At 72.7% G+C, this 16,137-nt stretch carries 13 protein-coding genes and 1 pseudogene; 6 read left to right on the plus strand and 8 right to left on the minus strand.

Annotated elements, in window-relative coordinates; genetic code table 11:
- Window positions 1-130: pseudogene (locus HHX37_RS37320) on the plus strand (sugar phosphate isomerase/epimerase); the annotation flags it as partial.
- An 84-nt stretch (window positions 131-214) separates the two neighbouring features.
- On the opposite strand, the gene HHX37_RS38005 reads toward HHX37_RS37320, so the two are convergent.
- From HHX37_RS38005 to HHX37_RS31130, 4 genes are all read right to left on the minus strand, one after another.
- Complete coding sequence (locus HHX37_RS38005) at window positions 215-1,963, minus strand: serine/threonine-protein kinase (protein ID WP_182887722.1); 1,749 nt, start codon at window positions 1,961-1,963, stop codon at window positions 215-217.
- A gap of 42 nt (window positions 1,964-2,005) precedes the next feature.
- Window positions 2,006-3,475: a serine/threonine-protein kinase gene (locus HHX37_RS31120; RefSeq protein WP_182887723.1), complete on the minus strand. Its 1,470-nt coding sequence runs from the start codon at window positions 3,473-3,475 to the stop codon at window positions 2,006-2,008.
- A 99-nt stretch (window positions 3,476-3,574) separates the two neighbouring features.
- Window positions 3,575-5,227 carry a fumarate hydratase gene (locus HHX37_RS31125; protein ID WP_182887724.1) on the minus strand — a complete coding sequence of 551 codons (1,653 nt, stop codon included), beginning with the start codon at window positions 5,225-5,227 and terminating at the stop codon, window positions 3,575-3,577.
- Between the two features lie 278 nt (window positions 5,228-5,505).
- On the minus strand, window positions 5,506-6,462 hold the full coding sequence (locus HHX37_RS31130) for a DMT family transporter (protein ID WP_310740615.1): 957 nt from the start codon (window positions 6,460-6,462) through the stop codon (window positions 5,506-5,508).
- Between the two features lie 67 nt (window positions 6,463-6,529).
- On the opposite strand from HHX37_RS31130, the gene HHX37_RS31135 reads away from it, so the two are divergent.
- Entirely contained in the window at window positions 6,530-7,936 is a 1,407-nt protein-coding gene (locus HHX37_RS31135; RefSeq protein ID WP_182887725.1) for a PLP-dependent aminotransferase family protein, read from the plus strand.
- Here the strand turns inward: HHX37_RS31135 and HHX37_RS31140 are convergent.
- Window positions 7,923-9,134, minus strand: coding sequence for an MFS transporter (locus tag HHX37_RS31140; protein ID WP_182887726.1), 1,212 nt, complete (start codon window positions 9,132-9,134; stop codon window positions 7,923-7,925). The two genes, HHX37_RS31135 and HHX37_RS31140, sit on opposite strands and share 14 nt — an antisense overlap.
- A gap of 189 nt (window positions 9,135-9,323) precedes the next feature.
- Between HHX37_RS31140 and HHX37_RS31145 the strand changes: the two genes are divergently transcribed.
- On the plus strand, window positions 9,324-9,986 hold the full coding sequence (locus HHX37_RS31145; protein WP_244302378.1) for a DUF1707 SHOCT-like domain-containing protein: 663 nt from the start codon (window positions 9,324-9,326) through the stop codon (window positions 9,984-9,986).
- Window positions 9,987-10,001: 15 nt separating this feature from the next.
- On the opposite strand, the gene glpX is transcribed toward HHX37_RS31145, so the two are convergent.
- On the minus strand, window positions 10,002-11,030 hold the full coding sequence (gene glpX / locus HHX37_RS31150; RefSeq protein ID WP_182883491.1) for a class II fructose-bisphosphatase: 1,029 nt from the start codon (window positions 11,028-11,030) through the stop codon (window positions 10,002-10,004).
- A 170-nt stretch (window positions 11,031-11,200) separates the two neighbouring features.
- On the opposite strand from glpX, the gene HHX37_RS31155 reads away from it, so the two are divergent.
- Window positions 11,201-11,818 carry a TetR/AcrR family transcriptional regulator gene (locus HHX37_RS31155; protein ID WP_182887728.1) on the plus strand — a complete coding sequence of 206 codons (618 nt, stop codon included), beginning with the start codon at window positions 11,201-11,203 and terminating at the stop codon, window positions 11,816-11,818.
- A 46-nt stretch (window positions 11,819-11,864) separates the two neighbouring features.
- Entirely contained in the window at window positions 11,865-12,407 is a 543-nt protein-coding gene (locus tag HHX37_RS31160) for a DUF4245 domain-containing protein (RefSeq protein ID WP_182875928.1), read from the plus strand.
- 194 nt (window positions 12,408-12,601) lie between these two features.
- Here the strand turns inward: HHX37_RS31160 and HHX37_RS31165 are convergent, their stop codons facing one another.
- A complete protein-coding gene (locus tag HHX37_RS31165) occupies window positions 12,602-12,883 on the minus strand; it encodes an exodeoxyribonuclease VII small subunit (RefSeq protein ID WP_117408373.1) in 282 nt (93 codons plus the stop codon).
- Window positions 12,884-13,019: 136 nt separating this feature from the next.
- On the opposite strand from HHX37_RS31165, the gene asnB reads away from it, so the two are divergent.
- The gene (asnB, locus tag HHX37_RS31170; RefSeq protein ID WP_182887729.1) at window positions 13,020-14,861 is read left to right on the plus strand and encodes an asparagine synthase (glutamine-hydrolyzing); all 1,842 of its coding nucleotides are present in this window, start codon (window positions 13,020-13,022) and stop codon (window positions 14,859-14,861) included.
- A gap of 28 nt (window positions 14,862-14,889) precedes the next feature.
- Here the strand turns inward: asnB and xseA are convergent, their stop codons facing one another.
- Window positions 14,890-16,107 (minus strand): exodeoxyribonuclease VII large subunit, encoded by a 1,218-nt coding sequence (gene xseA, locus HHX37_RS31175; protein WP_182875926.1) that lies wholly within the window; start codon window positions 16,105-16,107, stop codon window positions 14,890-14,892.
- Window positions 16,108-16,137: the final 30 nt, after the last annotated feature.

Raw genomic sequence — 16,137 nt, forward strand, 5'->3', positions numbered from 1 at the left:
CTCCATCGAGTGGGAGGACGCGGGCATGGACCGGCTGCACGGCGCACCCGAGTCCCTCGCCTACATCCGCGCACTCAACGCCATCACCCCACCCGACGCGGCCTTCGACGCCGCCTTCTCCTCCGAGTGACGTCTCACCCCCAGGCGGCGGCCGCGGTGTCCCCACCGCGGCCGCCGTCTTTTTTCACGAAGACGTCTTTTTCCCGGAGACGTCTCATTTCGCGATGAGCACGACCGCCAGCAGGATCAGCACCACGAGCCCGGCGAGCACGACTCCCATCGTCACCAGCACCCGCACCCGCGTACCGGCGTCCGGGCCGGAGGGGCCGCGCATCGCGAACAGGTCCGTGCCCAGGCTGCTCGACCCGGGTACGCCGTCCATCGGTGCGCCATGACCCCCGGCACCCTCCAGCGGCCCCCCGGGACTCCCGGGGCCGCCGGGAGGCGCCGAGGGATACGGGCCGAAAGGCGGGCCGGAGTGTTGTGGGCCGGACTGTTGTGGACCGGAGTGTGGACCGGGAGGCGCAGGAGGCTGCGTGGCGGGCAGGGGAAGGCCCCCCGCGCCGTGCTGCCCCGCGCCGTACCGCGCCGCGCCGCCCATGGCGGCGTTGCTCGCGGCGGCGTGATCGGGGGCAGAGGAGAAGGGCGGGGCCGCCGCCGGCCCCCAGCCCGGCGTCCCCGGCAGCCTGCCGGGAACGGTGGTGTCGTGCCTGCCCACGGGATCGGGACCGGGATCGGGTCGTGGCGGGGCAGGAGGGACCCTGGGCACGCCCGTCGGGCGGGGCACGACCATGGTGCGGTTCACGTCCTCCTCGTCGCCCAGCACGCCGCCCGGAGTCGCGCCGTGCGGAGCCATGCCGCCCGGAGCCATGCCGCCCGGAGTCGCGCTGTGCGGACCCGCGCCGTGCGGAGCCACGCCTCCGGGGGCCGCGGCTGACGGGACGGCTTCGGGAGAGCCGGCGGCGGGGGACGGCGCGATCATCTCGATCTCTTCGGGCCGGGCCTGCTGATCCGCCCTGCCGTTCGCCCCGCCGTCCGTCCTGTTGTCCGCGCTGTTGTCCGTGCTGCCGTCCGCTTGTACGTCCGCCGTCCCGGCCGGACGCGCGGGGGGAGCCGGAGCGGGCGCGGGTGAGGCGCCCGTCGGCGTGTCGGCGATCATCCGCAGCATCGCCGCCGCGCGTTCGGGCGTGAGGCGCGCCCTGTGGTCCTTCTCCAGCAGTCCCTCCAGCACCGGGCGCAGCGGCCCGGCCTGGGCGGGCGGGTCGGCGCTCTCGGTCATCAGCGCCGCGAGCGTCTCGCCCACCGTGGCGCGTTCGTACGCCGGTCGTCCCTCGACGGCGAAGTACAGCGTCGCGCCGAGCGACCACAGGTCCGACTCCGGGCCGGTGTGATCGCCCCGGGCCCGCTCCGGGGCGGTGTAACCCGGGGAGCCGATGACCATGCCCGTCTGTGTGAGGGCGGTGTCGCCCAGGGCCTTGGCGATGCCGAAGTCGGTCAGGACGACCCTGCCCGTCTCGGTCAGCAGGACGTTCGCCGGTTTGACGTCCCGGTGCAGGATGCGCTGCGCGTGCGCGGCGCGCAGCGCGCTCAGGAGGTCACAGCCGATCTCCGCCACCAGGCGTGGCGGCAGCGGCCCCTCCTCGTCGATCACCTGCTCCAGCGACCGGCCCTCGACCAGCTCCATGACGATCCACGGGATGCCGTCGGCGAGGATGACGTCGTGGATCGTGGCGACGGAGGGATGACTGACGCGGGCCGCCATACGGCCCTCACGCAGCATGCGTTCGCGCAGCTCCTGGCGTTGCCGGGGGCTGAGTGCCGGGTCCTGGCGGATCTCCTTTACCGCGATCTCCCGGTCCAGCGAACGGTCGTACGCTCGCCAGACTGTGCCCATGGTTCCCCGACCGATGCGGACGCGCAGCTCGTAGCGATCAGCGAGCATCCGCCCATGCTGTTCCGGCATGAGAAGAAAGATAGCGATTAAGCCTTGAAACGCGCTTTCCTGTTACTTGATAAAAATCCTCGGCCAGTACCGGCGCGGTAGCAGAATCTTGATCATCTTCGCCACGTGCCGCATCATGGGGATGCGTACGACCTGCTGGAAAGCGGGCTCCGGCGGCTTGCGGTGCAGCCCCTCGCTCGGCCGCCGCCGCTGGGACGGCACGGCGGCGACGTCGCCTCCCAGGTCGCGCGGATAGGCGAGGTGCCGCCCGGACTGCCCGTACAGGGTGTGCGGCCCACTGTGCCGGAACTGGCCGCTGTGCCCATAGGGCCCGCTGTGCCCATAGGGCCCGGTCTGTCCGTACGGCCCGGTCTGTCCGTAGGGATCGGTCTGCCCGTACTGGCCGCCGGACGGGAAGGACGGCCCGAGCGGCCCGCTCGGCCCGTACACCCCGTAGGAGCCGGACGGATCGTACGACCCGCCCGCCTGGTACGGCTGGCCGTACGGCCCCGACTGCCGGTGCGGCCCGGAGTCGCGGTCGCGCGGGGCCACCTTGGGGGCCGGTCGCGACTCGGCCCGGTGCTGGCCACGGTGCTGACCCCGGGGCGGGTTGCGGTGCGGCGGCTTGCGGCTGCTGGGGGGAGCGGGCGCGGTGGGCGGCGGTGAAGGACGTCCGCCGCGGAAGGGAGAGGCGAGCGGATCGTCGACCACGCCTCCGGCCGCGACCCTGGACAGGACGTGCGCCGCGCGCACGCCGTCGATCCTGGCCGCCGGGTCGATCTGCAGCAGTCCCCGCAGGACCGGGGCGAGCGGCCCCGCCTTCTCCATCGGGATGGGCGCCCCGCTGGTCAGCGCCGCGAGCGCCGCCGCCGCCGTACGGCGGCCGTGCAGGCCGCGCCCCTCGACGGCGGTGTAGAGGGTCGCGCCGAGCGACCACAGGTCGGCGGCCGGGCTCGCCCGGTCGCCGAGGACGCGTTCGGGGGAGATGTATCCGGCGGAGCCGAGCACGATCCCCGCCTGGGTGATGGAGGCGTCGCCCTCCAGGGCGGCCAGCCCGAAGTCGGTCAGCACCGCCCGGTCGTCGTCGGTGACCAGCACGTTGCTGGGCTTCACGTCGCGGTGCAGGATGCCCTTGGCGTGCACGGCCCGCAGGGCGCCGAGGACCTGCCGCCCGATGTCGGCGACCCGGCGCGGCGGCAGCGGGCCCTCCTGGCGGATGAGCTCCTCCAGCGACCGCGCCCGGAGCAGTTCCATCACGATCCACGGCCGGTCGTCCTCGGTGATGACGTCGAAGACCGTGATGACCGAGGGGTGGGCGACCATGGCGGTCGCCCGGCCCTCGCGTTCGGTGCGCGCGCACAGCTCCGCCCGCAGTTCCTCGTCGAGGACCAGCGGAAGCCGCACCTCCTTGACCGCCACCTCGCGGTCGAGCAGTTCGTCACGCGCCCGCCACACAGTGCCCATCCCGCCGCGCCCGACCGGCTCGATAAGCCGATAGCGCGCGGCTAGCAGGTATCCGGAGGGCGCACGCATGGGTGGCAGCTTACCGATTTGTGCCATGCGACCTGTAGAGACCATGCCGGGAAATTGTTGAGATCTTCTGTCAAAGATCCTGACAACGTCCCCGCAGAGTCAGCGGCGGCCGATGGTAAGGACGGGCCCGGTGGTGTCGGTGAAGAAGTCGTCGCCCTTGTCGTCGACGACGATGAAGGCGGGGAAGTCGACGACCTCGATCTTCCAGACCGCCTCCATCCCCAGCTCCGGATATTCCAGGACTTCGACCTTCTTGATGCAGTCCTGGGCCAGCCGGGCCGCCGGGCCGCCGATGGAGCCGAGGTAGAAACCGCCGTACTTCTGGCACGCCTCGGTGACCTGCTTCGACCGGTTGCCCTTGGCCAGCATCACCATCGAGCCGCCCGCCGCCTGGAAGCGCTCGACGTACGAGTCCATCCGGCCCGCCGTCGTGGGGCCGAAGGAGCCGGACGCGTAGCCCTCGGGCGTCTTGGCCGGGCCGGCGTAGTAGACGGCGTGGTCCTTCATGTACTGCGGCATGTCCTCGCCGGCGTCGAGCCGCTCGGCGATCTTCGCGTGCGCGATGTCGCGGGCGACCACGAGCGGCCCGGTGAGGGACAGCCGCGTCTTCACCGGATATCTGCTCAGTTCGGCGAGGATCTCCGGCATCGGGCGGTTCAGGTCGATGCTCACGACGTCGCCGCCGAGGTGCTCGTCGGTGGTGTCCGGGAGGAACCGGGCGGGGTCGGTCTCCAGCTGTTCGAGGAACACGCCCTCCGGCGTGATCTTCGCCAGTGCCTGCCGGTCCGCGCTGCAGCTCACCGCGATCGCGACCGGGCAGGACGCGCCGTGCCGGGGCAGCCGGATCACCCGCACGTCGTGGCAGAAGTACTTGCCGCCGAACTGCGCGCCGATGCCCAGCTTCTGGGTCAGCTCGAAGACCTTCTTCTCCATCTCCAGGTCGCGGAAGCCGTGGCCGCTCACCGAGCCCTCCGTGGGGATGGAGTCCAGATAGCGGGCCGAGGCGTACTTCGCCGTCTTCAGCGCGTACTCGGCGCTGGTGCCGCCCACGACGATCGCCAGATGGTACGGCGGGCAGGCGGCGGTGCCGAGCGAGCGGATCTTCTCCTCCAGGAAGGCGAGCATCCGCTTCTCGTTGAGCACCGCCTTCGTCTCCTGGTAGAGGAACGACTTGTTGGCCGAGCCGCCGCCCTTGGCCATGAACAGGAACTTGTACTCGTCCGGGTGGCCGTTCGGGTCCTCGGCGTAGAGCTCGATCTGCGCCGGCAGGTTGGAGCCGGTGTTCTTCTCGTCCCACATCGTCAGCGGGGCCATCTGCGAGTAACGCAGGTTGAGCCGGGTGTACGCGTCGTACACGCCGCGGCTGAGGTGCTCGGCGTCGCGGCCGTCGGTCAGCACGTGGCGGCCGCGCTTGCCCATGACGATCGCGGTGCCGGTGTCCTGGCACATCGGCAGCACGCCGCCGGCCGAGATGCTCGCGTTCTTCAGCAGGTCGAGGGCGACGAAGCGGTCGTTGCCGCTGGACTCCGGGTCGTCGACGATCTTGCGGAGCTGGGCCAGGTGGGACGCGCGCAGGTAGTGCGAGATGTCGTGGATCGCGGTCTCGGTGAGCAGCCGCAGGGCCTCCGGCTCGACCTCCAGGAACCTGCGCCCGGCCGCCTCGGTGACCCGCACCCCCTCGCGGGTGATCAGGCGGTACTCCGTCTCGTCGGGTCCCAGCGGGAGCAGGTCGGTGTAGTCGAACTCCGGCATCGTCCTCGGTCCTCGTGGTCTGCCTCGTCGGGCGCGCCCGCCGCGCGCGGGCCGTCCATGTCCCTGCACAGCGTACGGCGAATGAACAATGGTCATCATGCCCGGGGCATGAGTAGGTTTTGAATGAATTCAACCAGACGATATGCACATAAAGCGGGATAATTGAGACGGGACGAGAGGAGGGGCCATGAACGGCGAGGTCATCGTAATGATCATATTCGCGATCGGCATCCTCGTGGCCCTGGCGCTGTCGCTGCTCACGCTCGTGTTGCGGCAGGTCAAACAGGGCGAGATGACCTGGTTGCTTCCGTCCGGCGCGGCGCATGACCGTTCCCGCGACGGCTCGCGGGACGGTTCGCGGCCTCCGGCGCCGGGCGCCGGGGCCGGGGTGAACGGAGCCCGAGAGCGATCCCGCTGACCACGAGGGCCGTTCCGGCGAGGTCGGCCGGGGTGGGGACGGCGGTCCCGAGGAGGGCGGCCGTGGTGATCGCCCCGATGGGGACCATCCCGGCGAACAGCCCGGCCCGGCCGGGCCCCAGGCGGGGCAGCGAGCGGTACCACAGGAAGAACGCCACGCACGTGACGACGAGGGCGAGGTAGGCGAGGGCCGCCGCCTCGGCGGGGGTGGGTGTCCGCAGCACGTTCCGGCCGTCCAGGGCCAGCCCGGCGGCCAGCAGGAGCGGCACCGCGAGCAGGGCCGACCAGGCAGACAGCCGGACGGGCCCGATCAGCGGCAGCAGCGGCAGGGCCAGCAGCGAGAAGCACAGCTCGCAGGCGAGCGCCCCGAGTGACCACAGCAGGCCGGGCAGGTTCCCGCTGCCCGCGCCTGTCGCCACGGAGGCGCCGGCGACCACCACCAGACCCGCCGCGACCACGCGCGGCGACGGCCGCCCGCCGGTGGCCATCGGGCCCACGAGGGCCAGCGCCAGCGGCACGGTGCCGAGGACGATACCGGGCAGCGCGGGGCCGGACGCCCGGGCCGCCTCGACGACGCACACGTTGAACAGCACCAGCCCGGTCAGCGACAACGCGGCGAGCAGCCCCCACTGACGCGGCCGGAGCCGTACGGGTCCGAGGCCGCGTGCTCGGGCGGCGGCGAGCAGCACCATGGCGGCGAGGGCGTAGCGGATCGCCTGGCCGCCATAGATCGGATAGTCCTCGATCGCGCCGGAGACCGCGGCCAGCGTCCCCACGAGGAACATCGCCCCCGCGGCCCCAGTCGTGTAGGTGTTCACGTCTGCCGATCCTAGGAAGCAGTTGGTCTCCGCCACCGGTCCAATCGGACGGCGTTATGGTGGTCCAATGGGCGATCTTCACCTGGTGGTCGACCGGAGCGCGGGCGGGCTCGCCGCGCAGATCGCCCGTGAGGTGCGGGACGCGGTGCGTTCCGGGCGGCTCGGTTCGGGCGCCCGCCTGCCGGCCACCCGTGACCTCGCCCGCGACCTCGGCCTGTCGCGCGGCGTCGTCGTGGAGGCGTACGAGCAGCTCGTGGCCGAGGGGGTGCTCGAAAGCCGCACCGGCGCCGGGACCCGCGTCGCGGCGGGGGCCGGGCGGCACGCGGCCGAGGAGCCGGCCGGGCGGGAGGGGGAGGGCCGCCTCCACTACGGGCACCGGCCCACGTCGCCGGACCTCGGCGCCTTCCCCCGGCAGGCCTGGCTCGCGGCCGTCCGCCACGTCCTCGCCACGCTGCCGAACGACGCGCTCGACTACAGCGATCCCGGCGGCGTGCCCGCCCTGCGCCGCGAGCTCGCCGCGTACCTGGGCCGGGTGCGGGCGGCCGACGTGACGCCGGAGGACGTCGTGATCCTCACCGGGATGGCCCAGGGGCTCAGCCTCGTCCTGCACGCCCTGGCGCGCGAGCGGGGCCGCGGCGTCGTCCTGGCCGTCGAGGACCCGACGAGCGCGCGGCAGCTTCCGCTGCTCCGCCGGACCGGGGCGCGGCTCGTCCCGGTGCCCGTCGACGGGGAGGGGATCGTCGTCGAGGACCTCCCCGCCGGGGCCGACGCCGTGCTGGTGACCCCCGCGCACCAGTACCCCACCGGTGTCGTGCTGTCCCCGCGCCGCCGCGCCGCCCTGGCCGGCTGGGCCGCCCGCACCGGCGCCCTGGTGCTGGAGGACGACTACGACGCCGAGTTCCGCTTCGACCGCGATCCCGTCGGGTGCCTGCAGGGCCTCGCGCCCGGCCGGGTCGTGCTCGCGGGCAGCGTGAGCAAGGCCCTCGCGCCGGGGTTGCGGCTCGGCTGGATCGCCGCGCCGCCGGGCCTCGCCCGCGCCGTACGGCTCGCGCGTGAGGAGTTCGACCTCGGTTCCCCGGTCATCGAGCAGTACGCGCTCGCCCACCTGATCGCGAGCGGTGCGTACGACCGGCACCTGCGCCGGATGCGCCGGGAGTACCGGCGGCGCAGGGACGCGCTCGTCGGCGCGCTCGCCGAGCACCTGCCCCGGCTCGCCGTACGCGGCATCTCGGCCGGGCTGCACCTCTACGCGGTGCCGGACGGGGTGCCGGACGCGGTGCCGGACGCCGGGACAGACGCGTCCGCCCTGGCTGCGGCGGCCCGGGCGGCCGGCCTGTCGGCCGAGGTCGCGACCCCGGCCCTCGGGACCGCGGAAGGGCGGCCGGTGGGGCTCGTGATCGGGTTCGCCCGCCTGCCCGTCCACCGCGTCAGGGAGGCCGTACGCGCGATGGCCGAGGAGGTCAGGACGCGATAGGGGCGGTGGTGGCGGCGCTCCCGGCCGTACGCGGCTGGAAGCCCCGGGCGAGCAGGATGATCGCGGCGGCCAGCACGAGCGGCGCGGCGAAGGCGACCTGGTAGCCGGAGGCGTCGGCGATGCCGCCCACCAGGGCGGCGCCGACGATGAACCCCACGTAGTTGAACATGTTGACCCGGGCGATGGCCACGCCCGTGCCCGCCGGGTCGAGGCGGCCGGCCGCGCTGAACGACTGCGGGGCCACCACCGACAGGCCGATCCCGGTGAGGGCGAATCCCGCGATGGCCGCGGGCGCCGACGGAGCCGCCACGATCGCGACGAAGCCCAGCGTGGCCACTGCGCCGCCCGCGCGCACGATCGCCGCGGGGCCGAACCTGCGCACCGCGAGATCGCCTCCGACGCGGACGAGGAACGTCGTGAGCTGGTACGCCCCGAGAGCCAGCGGGATCACGGGCGTGGCGGCGTGCACGACCCTGTCCATGAAGACGGAGCCGAAGTTGGAGATCGACGAGTCGCCGACGTAGAGGAACGCCATCGCGAGGCAGAGAGGGATGATGGGACGCCACGCCACCCCCGCCTTGACCGTCGCCTGCCCCGGCGTCTCCGCCGGGGTTCCGGTCCGGTGTCGGTGCTCCTCACCCGGGAGATAGAGCCAGGTCGAGGCGACCAGCGCGACGGCGACGGCCGGGACGAGGGCGATCGTGAAGGTGGCGGGCAGCCCGAGGCCGATCCCGGCCGCCGCCGACGCCCACAACGCGCCGGCGACCGCCGCCGCGCTCCACAGCGCGTGGAAGCCCGTGAGCACGGCCCGGCCGTACTCCCGCTCGACCGCCACACCCTGCATGTTCATGCCCGCGTCCACCCCGCCGAGCCCCAGGCCGAACAGGACGTTCGCCACGACGAGCATGGGGACGTTCGGCGCGAGCCCGGCGAGCACCACGGCCGCGCAGGCGAGCGGCTGCGCCAGGCGCAGCACCAGGCGGCTGCCGTACCGGGAGGCGGCGGTGCCCGCGAGCACGCTCCCGGCGCCCGCGATCACCGGCACGACCAGGAGCAGGATGGACAGCTCGCCGTCGGTGAGACCGTGCTTGCGCTGCAGCGTGGCCACCTGGGTGAGCAGGGTGGCGAAGGTGAGGCCCTGGACGGCGAACACCGCGAAGGCGGCGAGCCGGGCCCGCCGGTCACGAGGCGTGGGCACTGTGTTCCCTGGCGTGCTGCGCACCGTGCTCCACGGACATCCCAGGCCTCCAGGAACATGAGGAGAGTTCAGGTTTTCGCCAGCGTAGGAGCAGCGCCGCGCCCGGTCAATGGTCCGGTCCACGGCGCGGCCGAGCCGCGTGGCCGCGGAGACTGTGAGGCGTGCCGCGGACCGCATACCCTCGAAGATGTGAGCAGCGAGTCCTCAGCCGCGAAGTGGATCTCCACCTTCCTCGCGTCGCGCGCTCCCGGCACCCCGGGCAGCCCCGCGACGCCCGATCCCGGGCTGATGCGCGCGTCGGACGCCGACCGGGAGCGGGTCGTCACGGTGCTGACGGACGCCGTCATCGACGGGCGCCTGACCCCGCTGGAGCACGAGGAACGGGTGGAGCGTGTCTGGGCCGCCCGCACCCTCGGCGAGCTGGCCGAGCTGACCGTCGACCTGCTGCCGCCGGAGAGCCAGCCGTTCCGCATGGACAACCGTCCCGTCACCGCCTTCTTCCGTACGGAGACGCGCGGCGGCCGGTGGGTGGTGCCCTCGCAGATCCCGGTGACGTCGCTGGGCGGCACCGTCTCGATGGACCTGTGCGAGGCGCTCCTCCAGTCGCGGCACGTGGTGGTCCAGCTCGCCGTCATGGCCGGCACGGTCACGCTGCTCGTCCCCGAGGGCGTGCGGATCGTGACCGCGCCCACCGCCCGCGTGCGTTCCTTCCGCAACGAGGTGCGGCTCCCGGCGGGCGCGACCGATCACGCCCCGGACGCGCCCGTGATCGAGCTGGCCGGGTTCGTCTTCGGCGGCAAGGTCGTCGCCCGTTCGCCGAAGCGCCCCCGCCGCCGCCTGTTCGGCCGGTGAGCCCCGCCGGGCCCGCTAGACGGCCGTGTCGAAGTTGATCGCGCTGTAGGCGCCGAGCTTCCAGAGCTGGTGCTCGCTCTCGATCTTGCGGATCGTCCCCGAGCGGCCCCGCATCACGAGGGAGTGCGTCACCGCCGCGCCGCCCTGGAACCGCACGCCGTGCATCAGCTCGCCGTCGGTGATGCCCGTGGCGGCGAAGAACACGTCGTCGGAGCGGACGAGGTCGTCGGTGGTGAGCACCTGGTCCGGGTCGAGCCCAGCGTCGAGAGCCCGGAGGCGCTCGACGTCGTCGCGCGGCCACAGCTTGCCCTGGATCACCCCGCCCATGCACTTGAGCGCGCATGCGGCGACGATGCCCTCCGGCGTGCCGCCGATGCCGAGCATGAGGTCGACGCCCGTGCCGGTGCGGGCGGCCATGATCGCGCCGGCCACGTCGCCGTCGGTGATGAAGCGGATCCGGGCCCCGGTCTCGCGGATCTCCTTGACGATGCGCTCGTGCCGGGGCCGGTCCAGGATCACCACGGTCACGTCGGACGGCTTGGCGCCCTTGGCCCGCGCCACGGCCCGGATGTTGTCGGCCACCGGAGCGTCGATGTTCACCTGCCCCGCCGCCTGCGGGCCGGTGACGAGCTTCTCCATGTAGAACACCGCGGAGGGGTCGTACATCGAGCCGCGCTCGCTCAACGCGATCACGGAGATCGCGTTGTTCATGCCGAGCGCGCACAGCCGGGTGCCGTCGATCGGGTCCACGGCCACGTCGCACTCGGGCCCGGTCCCGTCGCCGACCCGCTCGCCGTTGTACAGCATCGGGGCGTTGTCCTTCTCGCCCTCGCCGATCACCACGGAGCCCTTCATCGAGACCGTGTTGATCAGCTGGCGCATGGCGTTGACGGCGGCGCCGTCCGCGCCGTTCTTGTCCCCGCGCCCCACCCAGCGGGCCGCGGCCATCGCCGCCGCCTCCGTCACCCTGACCAGCTCAAGAGCCAGGTTGCGGTCGGGTGCGCGTTCTCCCGCAGCCAGTGCCGCCGGTACGTGATCAGCCATTGATCCCCTCACGTCGCAAGCTCCGCTATGGGCGATCGTAATGTGCGAAGGGGGCTTCTGTCCGATTGGTCTGAACCTGTCGGGCCAGGTCGGAGGCGTTCGCGGGCGCGTGTCACGGGATTCGCGGGCGCGCGCCACGGGAGAGGACGGGTCGGGGATATCGTCGCCGCATGAGCGGCGACATTGGGCAACCCCCCGTTCGGCCGGCCGAGCGGCCACTCGCGACGCGGACGTCGGACCGCGGGGCGGCCACGAGGGTCGCGCTCCTGGACGCCGCCAAGGAGACCTTCGTCACCAGCGGCTTCGCGGAGGCCGGCGTGACCGATGTCGTCGCCCGGGCCGGTGCCAGCGTCGGCAGCCTCTACCACCACTTCTCCGGCAAGGCCGACCTCTATCTCACGCTGTTCGAGGAGTTCCAGAAGCGCCAGGCCCAGCGCACCCGGCAGGCCGTGCAGGAGGCGAGGGCGGCGGGGGAGACCGGCCCGATGACCCAGTTCCTCGCCGCCGCCCGCGCGTACCTGGAGGGCTGCCTCGCCGAGCGCGACCTCGCCGCACTCTTCCTGCGGGGCGACGCGCCGCCCGGGTTCGAGGTCGTCATGCGGGAACGGCTCCGGCAGTGGGCCCGGCGCACCGCCGCCCTGTTCGAGCACGAGGACGCGCTGGTCCTGGTCGTCACCGGCGCCCTCGCGGCGGTCGTGCAGGAGGTGACGTTGTCCGACGATCCCGCGGAGGCCCGGAGGATGGCCGAGGACGCTCTTCGCATCATTGGCAATATCCGGCAACCCTGACCGCCGGTACGGCCGGCGGCCACCCCGGTGGCTAATCTGGCGTGACGTGGGACGATTCACCCAGGGCTTCTTCGGTTACGCGTTCGCGCTCCTCGTCTGCCTCGCCGGCGTCGGGTTGTTCCTGCTCGTCACGCCGCAGAGCCGCACCGAGCACATCCCGCGGGTGCAGTACGGCATCGACCAGGCCAACGCGGTCCGAGCGGCGCCGTACGAGGTCGTGGCGCCGAGGCAGGTCCCGGCGAACTGGGTGCCCAACAGCTCCCGGCTGACCCAGGACGGCGGCGTCGTGACGTGGCGGCTGGGATTCGCCACCGGTGAGCGGGAGCACGCCATGGTCGCCCAGAGCGACGAACGTCCGGTCGCGGGGTTCGTCAACCGCATGACCAACACCGACAAGCCCGGCGGGAGCCGCCAGATCGACGGTGTGACCTGGGAGGAGCGGGTGCGGCCGGACAAGAACCAGCGGTCGCTGGTCCGCGTTCTCCCCGATCACGCGGTGGTCGTCACGGGGACGGCCGGGTGGGAGGAACTGAGCGCCCTCGTCCGCACGCTCACCCCGCAGCCCTCGCCGACGCCCGCGTCCGGCTGACCGCGGACCTCGGCCGGAGGCGTCCCGGCCGGCGGCTCGCCGCCCTCTGGCACGCCCGGTGCCGCGACCGCTGACGCCGTCACCACGTCCGCCAGTCGGGACGGCCGCTGGTCACCGCCCCCGCCCGGCGTCAGATGACGCCGTCACCGCGTGCGTCAGTCGGGACGGCCGGTGGCCGCAGCCCCCGCCCGGTGTCAGAAGGGGGCGTCCTCCGGTCCGTTCGGCTGGGGCTCCTGCCGCTGGGCCATCGCGGCGGCCAGCTTGGCGCGCGCGCCCTGGAGCCACTCCTCGCAGACGGCGGCCAGCCTCTCGCCGCGCTCCCACAGCTCGATCGACTGCTCCAGCGTGAGCCCGCCGTTCTCCAGCCGCCGCACCACGTCGGTCAGCTGCTCGCGGGCCTGCTCGTACGACGGGGTCTGCCCGTCCTGCGCGGAAGCCGGTCCGTCCTGCGGGGGAGTCTGCCTGTCCTCGCTCACGCCCTCCACCTTAGAGGCCGGGACCGACACTTCGCGGCCTCATAGCGATGCCCGATTTGGGCATAAAAGTCCTGATTGGACCGTTGCTTAGGTGTACTAACCATCTGCGGGAGTGATGAACCGGGGGGTCATCTCCATGTGCGGAATCAGTGGCTGGGTGGACTACGGACGCGATCTCCGGGAGGAGCGGCAGACCGTCCAGGCGATGACGGACACGATGGCGTGCCGGGGGCCGGACGCCGAGGGGGCCTGGCTCGCCCCGCACGTCGCGTTCGGCCACCGGCGGCTCGCCATCATCGACATCGAGGGCGGCCGCCAGCCGATGACCGCCGAAGCCGGCGGCGAGGTACTGGCCGCCCTCACCTACAGCGGCGAGGTCTACAACTTCCGGGAGCTGCGCGACGAGCTCCTACGGCTCGGCCACACCTTCCGGACCAGGAGCGACACCGAGGTCGTCCTGCGGGCGTACCTCGAATGGGGCGACGACTTCGTCTCCCGGCTCAACGGCATGTACGCCTTCGCGATCTGGGACACCCGGCGCGAGGAACTGCTGCTCGTGCGCGACCGCATGGGCATCAAGCCGCTGTACTACTACCCGACGCCCGACGGGGTGCTGTTCGGCTCGGAGCCGAAGGCGATCCTGGCCAACCCGCTCGCCGAGCGGGTCGTCGACGCCGACGGACTGCGGGAGATCCTCGCCTTCGTGAAGACCCCGGAGAGCGCGGTCTTCCGCGGCATGCACGAGGTGCGGCCCGGCCAGGTGGTCAAGGTGCGCCGCGAGGGGCTGAGCAAGCGCCGTTACTGGGAGCTGGAGGCCCGCGAGCACACCGACGACCTGCCGACGACCATCCGGACCATCCGCGAACTGCTCGACGACATCGTCGCGCGGCAGCTCATCTCCGACGTGCCGCTGTGCACGCTGCTGTCCGGCGGCCTCGACTCCAGCGCGGTCACCGCCCTCGCGGCCCGCGCGCTGCGCGGCCGGGGCACGGTGCGGTCGTTCTCGGTCGACTTCAGCGGCTACACCGAGAACTTCCAGCCCGACGACATGCGCGACACCCCCGACACGCCGTACGTGCACGACGTGGTGCGGCACGTGGGCGCCGACCACACGGACATCGTGCTGGACTCGGCCGACCTCATGGACCCGGCCGTGCGCGCGGCCGTGCTGCGCGCGAGGGACGTCCCGCTCGGCATCGGCGACATGGACACCTCGCTCTATCTGCTCTTCAAGGCGATCAGGGAGCGCTCGACGGTCGCGCTGTCAGGGGAGTCCGCCGACGAGGTGTTCGGCGGATACCGGTGGTTCCACGACCCCGCGGCGGTCGGCGCGCACACCTTCCCGTGGCTCGCCACACAGAACCAGACCGGCCTGACCACCAGGGGCGAGTTCCTGAACGAGGAACTGCTGAGCAAGCTCGACGTCCCGGCCTACCGGGCCGACAGCTACCAGCGGGCGCTGGCCGAGGTGCCGCGGGTGCCGGGGGAGACCGGGCTGCAGAGGCGGATGCGGGAGATCAGCTACCTGCACCTGACCCGCTTCGTGCAGATCCTGCTGGACCGCAAGGACCGCATGAGCATGGCCGTGGGGCTGGAGGTCCGCGTGCCGTTCTGCGACCACCGCCTGGTCGAGTACGTCTTCAACGCCCCCTGGGCCATGAAGACCTTCGACGGCCACGAGAAGAGCCTGCTGCGCGCTGCGACGGCCGACGTGCTGCCCCGCTCGGTGGTCGAACGGCGCAAGGTGCCCTACCCCTCCACCCAGGACCCGGCGTACGAGCACGCGCTGCGCGCCGCCGTGGCCGACCTGCTGAGCGGAGAGCCGGCCATCGGCTGCCTGCTCGACACCGGCAAGGTGCGGAGCATCCTCGACCAGCCGGTGGGCGCCGTCAGCCTCCAGGGCTCCCGTACGGCCCTCGAAGGGCTGCTCCAGGTGAACGCCTGGCTCGACGCGTACGGCGTCCGGCTCGCCCTCTGACACCGGAAGGACGGTCAGGGGCGGGCCGTCAGGCGGGCGGGGCGTCGGGGTCGGCGGTCACCGTGACGCGGTCGTCGGAGAAGCGGACGGTGAGCTCGTCTCCCGGCTTGACGTCGGCCGCCAGGCGGACGACCTCACCCGACGGGCGCTGCGCGATGGCGTAGCCGCGTTCCAGGGTCGCGGCGGGGGAGAGCGTCACGAGCCGGGCCCTGAGGTGTTCGAGCGAGTCGGCCGAGCGGTCCAGGGACGCGGAAAGACACCGCCGGGACCGTTCGCGCAGCGCGTCGACCTGCTCGGCCCGCCGGTCGAGCTCCCGAACCGGATCGGCGAGCGACGGCCGCGAGCGTACGGACTCCAGCCACGACAGCTCCCGCTCGACCCAGCCGCGCAGCACCCGGCGGCCCCGGTCCCTCAGCTGGTGGACCAGGGTGAGCTGCTCGCCCACGTCGGGCACGACCTTCTTGGCCGCGTCCGTCGGGGTCGAGGCGCGCACGTCGGCCACGAGATCCAGCAACGGGCTGTCCTGCTCGTGGCCGATCGCGCTCACCACGGGCGTACGGCAGGCCGCCACGGCCCGCACCAGCGACTCGTCCGAGAAGGGCAGCAGGTCCTCCAGGGAGCCGCCGCCCCTGGCGATGACGATCACGTCGACCTCGGGGTCGGCGTCCAGCCTGCGCAGCGCCTCGGTCACCTCGCCCACCGCGTACGGCCCCTGCACGGCGACCTGCTCCACCCGGAACCGGACGGCGGGCCAGCGGCGGCGGGCGTTCTCCAGCACGTCACGCTCGGCGGCGGAGTCGCGCCCGCAGACGAGCCCGACCGTCCCCGGCAGGAACGGCAGCCGTCTCTTCCGGTCCACGTTGAACAGGCCCTCGCCCGCCAGCACCTGCCGCAGCCGTTCCAGCCGGGCCAGCAGCTCGCCGATCCCCACCGGGCGGATCTCCAGGGCGGTGAAGGCGAACGATCCTCTGTTGACCCAGAAGTCCGGCTTGACGTGCACCACCACACGTGCGCCGTCCACTGGGCGCGGCACGCTGGCCTCGTAGACGCCCCGGGCGCAGGTGACCCGCGCCGAGACGTTCGCCACCGGGTCGCGCAGGGTCAGGAAGACGGTGCCGCCACGTGCCGTCAGCTCGGTGATCTGCCCTTCGACCCAGACGGTGCCCAGCTTGCCGATCCACTGGGCGACCATCTGCAGCACCGACCTGATCGGCAGGGGCGCCTCCGGAGACGTCTTCGCGCTCAACCAGTCCTCCTCGCCCGGGCCCGGTGGCCA

Origin of the sequence: Microbispora sp. H10885 (assembly GCF_014161415.1) — a bacterium.
In the GTDB taxonomy this organism is placed as follows: domain Bacteria; phylum Actinomycetota; class Actinomycetes; order Streptosporangiales; family Streptosporangiaceae; genus Microbispora; species Microbispora triticiradicis.

Coding starts and splice junctions, on each gene's coding strand:
- HHX37_RS38005 (WP_182887722.1), bottom strand. CDS start 1,963: ATGCCGGAACAGCATGGGCGGATGCTCGCTGATCGCTACGAGCTGCGC.
- HHX37_RS31120 (WP_182887723.1), bottom strand. CDS start 3,475: ATGCGTGCGCCCTCCGGATACCTGCTAGCCGCGCGCTATCGGCTTATC.
- HHX37_RS31125 (WP_182887724.1), bottom strand. CDS start 5,227: ATGCCGGAGTTCGACTACACCGACCTGCTCCCGCTGGGACCCGACGAG.
- HHX37_RS31135 (WP_182887725.1), top strand. CDS start 6,530: ATGGGCGATCTTCACCTGGTGGTCGACCGGAGCGCGGGCGGGCTCGCC.
- glpX (WP_182883491.1), bottom strand. CDS start 11,030: ATGGCTGATCACGTACCGGCGGCACTGGCTGCGGGAGAACGCGCACCC.
- HHX37_RS31155 (WP_182887728.1), top strand. CDS start 11,201: ATGAGCGGCGACATTGGGCAACCCCCCGTTCGGCCGGCCGAGCGGCCA.
- asnB (WP_182887729.1), top strand. CDS start 13,020: ATGTGCGGAATCAGTGGCTGGGTGGACTACGGACGCGATCTCCGGGAG.